The following is a 7,885-nucleotide window of genomic DNA, read 5'->3' as shown; positions in this document are numbered from 1 at the left end:
AATCGGAGGGTCTTGCAACGCCGTCCGGTCATGATGCGGCCGATGAACGAAGGGTCGCCCATTGCATCAGAAAAGCCGCAGGCGGACAGAAATGGCTCGAAGTGACCCTGTGGGGACTTCGCGATCAGGAAGGAGGATGGATTGGTGCGGAAGTCCGAAATAGGAATGGAAGCCATGATCTTGGTTCACTCCAGATCAACAGCTGGTGGGTACCCAGAATCGCGGTAACGCTTAATCGTTCACCCGAGGACGTTCGTCATTGGTTGCGTTACGATCCGTGCTTTAATGCCAACGCAGCCCGGTGGATTTTCGTTGCTGCCCTGGCGTCGACAGGCAGCTTTTGGAAGGCGGTCGGCGTCTATCACAGACCGAGTTCCGATGGGCAGAAGCGATATGCCCACAGTGTAGCGGAACATTTGAAGCGGCGGTTCGGTGAGAGGATCTTCTCACCTTCCCTTGCGAATAAGAGCGGCGGAAAGGGTTCGCTGAACAAGTGAGAAGATCTTGCCTGCCGGTCCTTCTGAACCAGTCGCCCCGGTTTCCAGAAATTGCCATGACGGTGCGTGCCAGCCGAGGTCGCCCTGCCGCCGGCGATGAAAAGGCGTTACGTTGGGGCGGCGCCTACGTCTGTTCGGCGCGACTGCGGCGGCTGATGCTTCGAGATCAGCGGCAAGCTGCTCAAGCGCACGCCGGGCTCCCAATCGCATGAGGCCGTCGCTTTCTGATCGATCGCCGTTCGGACCGGGCAGAGCGCAACAAGCCTTAAAGAATATTCAAAGCTGATAGCAGGTCAGAACAATACCGTCGCGCGCGTCCAGGCGCTTCTGACGCGTGCGGCCAATGTGGGCGTCGGCATTTCTATGATTGTCCATGACGAACTAGCCGCCCTGGCGGCGCACGCCGGACAGTTTGACGCTGATGGACTGATGTGGAGCTCTCGCCCAAGGCCCCTGGAACCATGATGCTCGCCGTCCATGAGCTCACCACCAATGCGCTGAAGTACGGCGCGCTCTCCGTTCCATACGATAAGGTCACCGTGCGCTGGAACATCGTCGAAAAGCAGGACCGACAGTGGCTCAGCTTCGATCGGAACGAAAGCGGGCCACCCGCGCAAACAGTCCGGACAAGCCCCGGCGCGTTTGCTTCGGGAGCGAACTTATCGAAGGACGGATACAATATTAAATGAATGGACGGGGCAAATTGCGGATTGAGGATGGCGTGGCGCAGTGCCACCTCGAATTCCCGTTGCGGGGAGGAGCCAGCATTCCCGAGGCCGGCGCGCCGCACCGCGCCACCGCATTTTTTTAAGGAGATCGACTTGACCGGACAACCTGATCTGACTGGGCAACGCATCCTTATCCTCGAGGATGACTATCATCTTGCGTCTGTCATTTCCCAAGCTGCCCGCCGATCGAGCGGGGAGGGCCGGGTTATGCGGGAAGCAACTGAGCGCGCTCCATGCCCTGCCCGGCGACGAGCTTCATCGGCTGGCCGCGCGCCCAAAGCCGATCGACATGGATGGCCGACCAGCCTGACGGCAGAACGACGGGGCGTTTGGCCCATGCTTTCGGACTTTCGTCGCTGATCTCCAGTCCCGGTAATCCCAGCAGCATCGTCATCAACATGCCGCCTATGTTGGCGAGGAAAGGGCCGGCGGGAACGGCCGAATCGGGATGATCCATCCGATATTCCAGACATTGGTGGAAACGCCCGGCGTCATAGGCGGCGTAGCTCTGCTCGAACAACAGCATCGCCAGTTCCCGATCACCCGCCATGGCCGCCCACGCTGGATAGAAGGCGGCCAACATGGGCGAACCGATATAGTCGCGCCAGTGCGCAAGGAAAAAGTCGAGCGTTGCACGCCGTTGCCGCTTTGATGCTGGATAATTCATCGGGAACAGCCCGGCGAGGGGACCAGGGGTGGCGCCCTTCGGCTCGTCTATGCGGAAATCACGATGGCTGGGGATGACGCCGTCGCTGCGACAAGGTAGGTGGAGCGCGGAGAGCGTATCTTGCCAGTCGCGGGGAATATCGGCGCCGATGGCGTGGGCCGTGCGGATCGCGCGCTTGAGCAGGTCGGCGGCGGTCATGAGAGTGAAACTGTCGTCGTCGGGTGGATCGGGCACTTCCGCAGGGCCGGTAGCGTGCAGCAGGCTTATTCCCTGTGCAGTGCGTGTGAGCCGATCAGTCAACCAGTCGGCCACGCCCGAAATGATTGGCCAGCCCTGTTCGCGCAGATAGCGCTCGTCACCCGAGCAATCGGCGTGGAGCGAGAAGGCGCGGGCGACATGCAGAGAGAGGTGCGCCGCATTCGCTGCGGCAGGGCCATCGCCGGGAGCAGCCTCCTCCCCTGTGGTGGGCGCCGCCTGCCAGGGAAAGCGCATGCCTTTCAAGCCGTCGAGGCGGGCGTAACGTCGCGCTGCTTCGACATGTCTTGCCCGAAAGTCGATGAGGCTGCGCGCGGCATCGGGTTGCAGCAGCAACAGGGGCGGTACACAGAAGGCGTCGATGTCCCACATCACGTGGCCGTAATAATAATGATAGTTGGGCCAATAGGCGAGGCCGAACATGGACGTGGCCGCAGGTGAGGAGCGGTGAGCGGATGATTGGAGATAGAAGAAGCCCGCGTCGATCAACTGCTGATGACGCGGACTGGCGCCTTCGATCGTAATGCGCCCCTTCCAGATCCCCGACCAGCATTCTCTGTTCAATTTTTGCAGATGTGGTACGCCCAGCCGCGCGCCCACACTCATCCGCCGCACGGCTTCTTCCCGTGGACGATGATGAACGATGGACGGGATCAGAGCCGCAATCTGATCCAGTTCGACCGTCTGCCCGGCCTTCAGTTCAACCTCGAACTCCATGACCAGCGGACCTGAGCCGAGCTTCGACCGCATCTGGCCGTCGCTGGTCCGGGAGCAATGGCTGTGCATGGCGATACCGCAGCAACTCAGATCGCCTTCTGGCACCCAGAGCAGCGACGCTTCGCCCGCTGCAGGGTGATCGAGAACCCTTTCGGTCATCCTGCCTTGCGCTGTTCGGGGGTCGACAAGGCTGCGCAATCCGATCTTGCAGGTATGTTCGGCCCTTATGATACTATGCTGGACCACAAGGGCCGGATGGCTTCGGCTGGCGAAGGTCGTGACGGCGACGGATAAGGCTATGCCGTCGAAGCGGAGAATAAATTCACTCAGCAATTCCGCCGTGTTGAAATCATAACTTTGTCGCAAATCTTCCGCCACCCAGGGCTGATCCGACAGCCACGCCCTGTCGATACAAACGTCGGCCGCCAATGGGTAGGGGATGGCGATAGCTGCTTCGATGCCGGCATCGACATCCGTGCCGGCAACCCCGTTCACGATTGCGGAGCCGGCTAGGAACGGAACTTCCCGAACGCGCAGGCCGACCAGGCCGTTCGCCACATAGGCGGGCAGATCGCTGCCTGTTGGGCCCGTGGTAGGGGCAGGGCTGAGCGGCGTTGTGATCATTTGGCGGCTAGAACCTCCTTCTTGTAGGCACTGCAGGCGCTTGATGCAGAGTGACGCCTGCCGGTTCGACGGTTGTGGGACCGGGGCGATCGGCTGTAGAGGACATCTGGATCAATGCTGTATCGCTGCCCGGCGGATCACCCTCGTGCCCGATGACGGGCAGCATCTTCCCCGTGATGCGGTCGAGCGCGCGGGCAACTGCGACATCCGCAACGGTGACGCCCAGCACAAAGGCGGTCGGTCCCCAGGGCCGCAATTGGCGGCTGCCGATCGCGAGGAGGGCCACGTCCATGACATCGCCTGCTACGCGGCTCCAGACCCGCGTCGAATGACTTGGTGCAGCGAGCAGGCTCGCCCCGGTCAGCACTTCGCGCGCCCCGCAGACCCTTATGGCGGCGCGCGCGAAGTCATGGTTTTGCCTAAGTGCGCGCGCGATGCGACGCGCGCTTGCCAGCTCCACTATGCCAAGACCGATGGAAAATATCCCTAGTCCAATGCTAAATCGCTGTGCCTGCATTAGCCGCGCCTCCTTGGACGGGAAACGGCGGACGGAATTGCCAGTTCCCGCATGTACGTAGAGGGAAACTAATGCATGTTATCGCCTTAGCGGTTTACCCAGGATTTGATTCATCCTTACGAAACCTGACGGAAAACGAAGCGAATACTGATTTTGATCAACTCGTTGGCTCGGAACATCTTTGTCTTTTACGCTTTTGCATTTCATAGTGAGGAAAAACATGACATTCGAAAAAGCGCCGCTTCCGGCGATGGCCACGCGACCCTGCGAAGACGATCGTGACGCACATGCTGATTATGCACGTGCTGAACATGCACGCCGCCGCGCCTGGATGGGACTAGATCGGGAACTCGATCCGCCGAAATCAGGCGGCGATTCCGCGAGGCTGTAGAGGTGTCAGCATCGCTCGGGCAAGCTTCAGGCAAAGCTCAAGCGACGGTGCGGCCAGATGTGTGTCGCTGCCATCCAGCGCCCTGAAACTCAATTCCCACAAAGCCTCTTCGTCCACGCATGTCAGACGGGCGTCCGGCGTGTCGAACAGCACCATTTCACCCAGACGCTCGCGATGCAGCAAGTGACGGGCGACGGTCGTGCGGCTATCGCGATGGGCATTGCAGCGGATCTGGAAAGATTCGCTGTTCGTAAACAGAAAATTCAATATCTGGCTATCGGTCATCGGCTGAACTTTGCAGTTGGGCAAAATAGGAAGTCGTCATGGCCCGCTAACGAGACGCGTGATGACTTAGTTTTGTTCCCTATTTATTTCATGATTCACACAGGTTAAGAAATATTGGGGAATGGGCGAAGAGGTCATCCGCGGCCCACGCTATGTCATAGTCCAACCTTGTTTCTTGCCACCATTGCGCCGTCGGTAGCCCTCCATGGTCGATAATGGCCCGGCCGCTGCGGATCATGGCGGCGCAGAGCAGGCGATCCTGTCCACATCTGCGTTCGAAAGCGAAAATATGCGACGCTCGCGGTCCGCTGACAGCGACGGGGTGATATTCTCCAGACAGGAAAAGCGCCGGGCGAACGCGCCTTTCGTTCAGCAGCCGATGAATGAGGGAGAGCTTTTCGCCCTCCAGCCCGAGGGGCTGGTCGAGCATGGCGGCAAGGCGTAAGTGATCGACCCGCCTTCGATTGTCCGGATCGACCAGGCTGAAATCATGGCCTTCGGTCCCCTGATACAGATCGGGCACGCCCGGCAGGCAGAATTTAAGTGCGATTTGCGCCAGGCTGTTGGCTTGCGCGGCAGGCAGGAGCCGCGCCATCAGTGCGGACATGTCATCCCTGAATGCTGGAAGCGCGAGCAGACTTTTAAGATAGTGCCGTGCCTGCGCTTCATATGGCTCATTGGGCGCCTCCCAACTGGAACGCAATCTTCCCTCCCGCAGCGATTTCATCAGCCAGGCATCAATGCGATCTGAAAAATCCTGCGGGAGCGCAGCTTCGATGGGCCATGTTCCCAACAGTGTCTGGAACAGTTGGTAGCGGTCGGCCGGGTGAAGCGGGGCCGCGATGGAGGCCGCCATATTCTCCCACCGACCGACTGCCTGCTGCCACAAAGAAGGGACGTGGCTGAGCACGGAGAGCCGGGCCCGCATGTCTTCGCCGCGCTTGTGATCATGGGTGGCCGTGGCCAGCATGGCGTGAGGGAAGGGCGCGGAGCGGGTCTGGACGCGACGGTGCAATTCGGCGGGAGAGATGGCGAACTGCTGCGGCGCCGATCCGACGTCATTGGCGGACAGCAGCGGGGCGCGACGATAGAAGGCGGTGTCCTCCAAGCCCTTGGCTGCGATCGGCGCGGACAATTGCTGAAACCGGCGCACCGCTTCGGCGGCGAGAGCGGCGTCGCCGGGGCCATCGCCTGCCAGCCAGTCGACGATGCGTCTGGCGACCGGTGTTTCGCCGGGCGGCAGATGGGGTTGCACGGCATCCCATGTCTTTTGCCGAACGCCTGCATCGCCCGCGGGAGCTGAACGGCCGTCGCCATAGGTCCGATAGACCGGAAAGACCCAGAGCAACCGTTCGATCGCCCGGCGGATCATGGCCGGGGTGATTTCGTCCAGCCCGGCATCGTCGGCGAGCATGACGAAAGCTTCGACGCATGTGCATAGTTGCGCCTCGAACTGCCAGCTCAGCATGTCGCGCCGGGAATCGAGGAGCGTGCGATCGACATCGGCATGATCGGGATCACGTTCCCGCCAGAGCCTGTCGAGCGGCGCTTCCCCTCGCGGATCGTGTAGCAGGGCGGTCACGTCGCGCATGAAATCATAGCCGCTGGTGCCATCGACGCCCCAGTCGTTGGCCAGATCTTCACCCGGCGCCAATATTTTTTCAACGATGATATAGGCGCGCTCATCCCCGCCGCGGATGGCGTCGAGCCGGGACCGGAGGCGGCGGCAATAGCCGGCGGGATCGGTCAGTCCATCGACATGGTCGATACGTACGCCGTCGATCAGTCCGTCGCGGAACAGGTCGAAGTAAAGCTGGTGCGTCGTCTCGAACACTGCCGGGTCTTCCACCCGCAACCCGGCCAGATCGTTGATCGAGAAGAAGCGGCGCCAGTTGAGCCGGTCGTTGGCGGCGCGCCAGTGGACGAGCCGATAATGTTGGGTCTCCAACAGGCGGAGCACCCGGTCGGGACCGTCGGACAGCTGGTCCAGCGATCCGGGGCGGAGCGGCAGATGTTGCTCCCCGTAGAGCAGCAGATGGGCGTCCGCCCCTTCCGTGACGAGGGAGAGGTCGCCCGCCGCGATCACATCGTCCAGGGTCGCGCCCAATATCGGCAGGATCAGCGGACCGCGCCAGTCGATGTCGAAAAAACCGGCATAGGCGCTGTCGCGGCCCAGCCTGAGCACGTCGTTCCACCAGAGGTTCTCACCGCCTGCGACGCCCATATGATTGGGCACGATGTCTATGATGACGCCCATGTCGTGCGCGCGCAGGGCGGACACCAGACTGCGAAAGCCGCTGTCTCCGCCCAGTTCCGGGTTGATCCGGGTCGGGTCGATCACGTCATAACTATGGGTCGATCCGCTGCGCGCCGTGGTGATGGGGGAGGCGTAGATATGGCTGACGCCCAACCGGGCGAGATAGGGGACGATCCTTTCCGCAGCGGCAAAGGGAAAGTCGCGGGTCAATTGCAGGCGGTAGGTGGCGCGGGGGATCATGCGCCTCTCTCCTCATTCAGGCGGTGGATGCGGCGCGCCACTTCCGGCCGCGTCAGCAGGGCGTCGATCGTATCGGGCAGGCGGCGGCGCCAATTGGGGTGTTCGTCGATGGTGCCGGGGATGTTGGGCTGCTCGGTCAGGCCGATCAAATCCTCCATCGGCACCAGCAGCAGGGGGCAGGGGGTCGCGGCCAAATAGTCCAGTGCGCGATCGACCATCGGAGCCGGGTCGTGAACAGCGGGCTGCGGCAAGTCCCCGCCGATCGCCTGCCATAGAACCCGACAATCTTTTGCCCGCTTCGCCTCGCTGTCGCCGCCCCGACCGATCGCCCGATTCCATTCCAGATCGCGTCCGGTCCACCATCCCGCCAGCGTCGCCACGTCATGCGTACCGCTCATGGCGACGGCGGATGCAGGATAATCGGCGGCGGGCACAAAGGCGCCCTGTTCGTCGCGGCAGAAAGACAGCACGGCCATGCCGTAAAGGCCCGCCGCCTCCAGCTTTTCGCCAAAGCCGGGGGGCCGGGTGCCCAGATCCTCCGCGATGACGATCGCGCCCTTTCGCCATGCCTCCAGCTTGATCAAGCGCAGCAGGTCGGCGAAGGGGTAGGCGAGATAGGCGCCCTCGCTGGCGGGGCGACCTGCCGGAATGACCCAAAGCCGTTGCAGGCCGAAGGCGTGATCGATGCGGATGCCGCCGCCTGGCGG

At 61.9% G+C, this 7,885-nt stretch carries 7 protein-coding genes; 2 read left to right on the top strand and 5 right to left on the bottom strand.

Annotation, left to right across the window (positions count from 1 at the left end; genetic code table 11):
* Together VMR39_RS30170 and VMR39_RS30165 are read left to right on the top strand one after the other, a co-directional pair.
* The coding region (locus VMR39_RS30170) for a lytic transglycosylase domain-containing protein (RefSeq protein WP_325422205.1) at positions 1–497 on the top strand (497 nt) is incomplete at its 5' end.
* 461 nt (positions 498–958) lie between these two features.
* Positions 959–1,186, top strand: coding sequence for a hypothetical protein (locus tag VMR39_RS30165; RefSeq protein ID WP_325422203.1), 228 nt, complete (start codon positions 959–961; stop codon positions 1,184–1,186).
* Between the two features lie 244 nt (positions 1,187–1,430).
* Here VMR39_RS30165 and VMR39_RS30160 read toward each other — a convergent pair whose 3' ends face one another.
* From VMR39_RS30160 to VMR39_RS30140, 5 genes are all read right to left on the bottom strand, one after another.
* Positions 1,431–3,488, bottom strand: a complete 2,058-nt coding sequence (locus tag VMR39_RS30160; RefSeq protein ID WP_325422201.1) for a hypothetical protein — start codon at positions 3,486–3,488, stop codon at positions 1,431–1,433.
* A 7-nt stretch (positions 3,489–3,495) separates the two neighbouring features.
* Positions 3,496–3,780: a hypothetical protein gene (locus VMR39_RS30155; RefSeq protein ID WP_325422199.1), complete on the bottom strand. Its 285-nt coding sequence runs from the start codon at positions 3,778–3,780 to the stop codon at positions 3,496–3,498.
* A gap of 589 nt (positions 3,781–4,369) precedes the next feature.
* Positions 4,370–4,681 carry a hypothetical protein gene (locus VMR39_RS30150; RefSeq protein ID WP_325422197.1) on the bottom strand — a complete coding sequence of 104 codons (312 nt, stop codon included), beginning with the start codon at positions 4,679–4,681 and terminating at the stop codon, positions 4,370–4,372.
* A gap of 88 nt (positions 4,682–4,769) precedes the next feature.
* Positions 4,770–7,178 carry a malto-oligosyltrehalose synthase gene (gene treY / locus VMR39_RS30145; protein WP_325422195.1) on the bottom strand — a complete coding sequence of 803 codons (2,409 nt, stop codon included), beginning with the start codon at positions 7,176–7,178 and terminating at the stop codon, positions 4,770–4,772.
* The coding region (locus tag VMR39_RS30140) for a 4-alpha-glucanotransferase (RefSeq protein WP_325422193.1) at positions 7,175–7,885 on the bottom strand (711 nt) is incomplete at its 5' end. The genes treY and VMR39_RS30140, both read right to left, overlap by 4 nt.

The organism is Sphingobium sp., assembly GCF_035511395.1.
GTDB lineage: Bacteria > Pseudomonadota > Alphaproteobacteria > Sphingomonadales > Sphingomonadaceae > Sphingobium.
The sequence above is the reverse complement of the archived record's forward strand: the minus strand, read 5'-3'. Positions and strand labels throughout refer to the sequence as shown.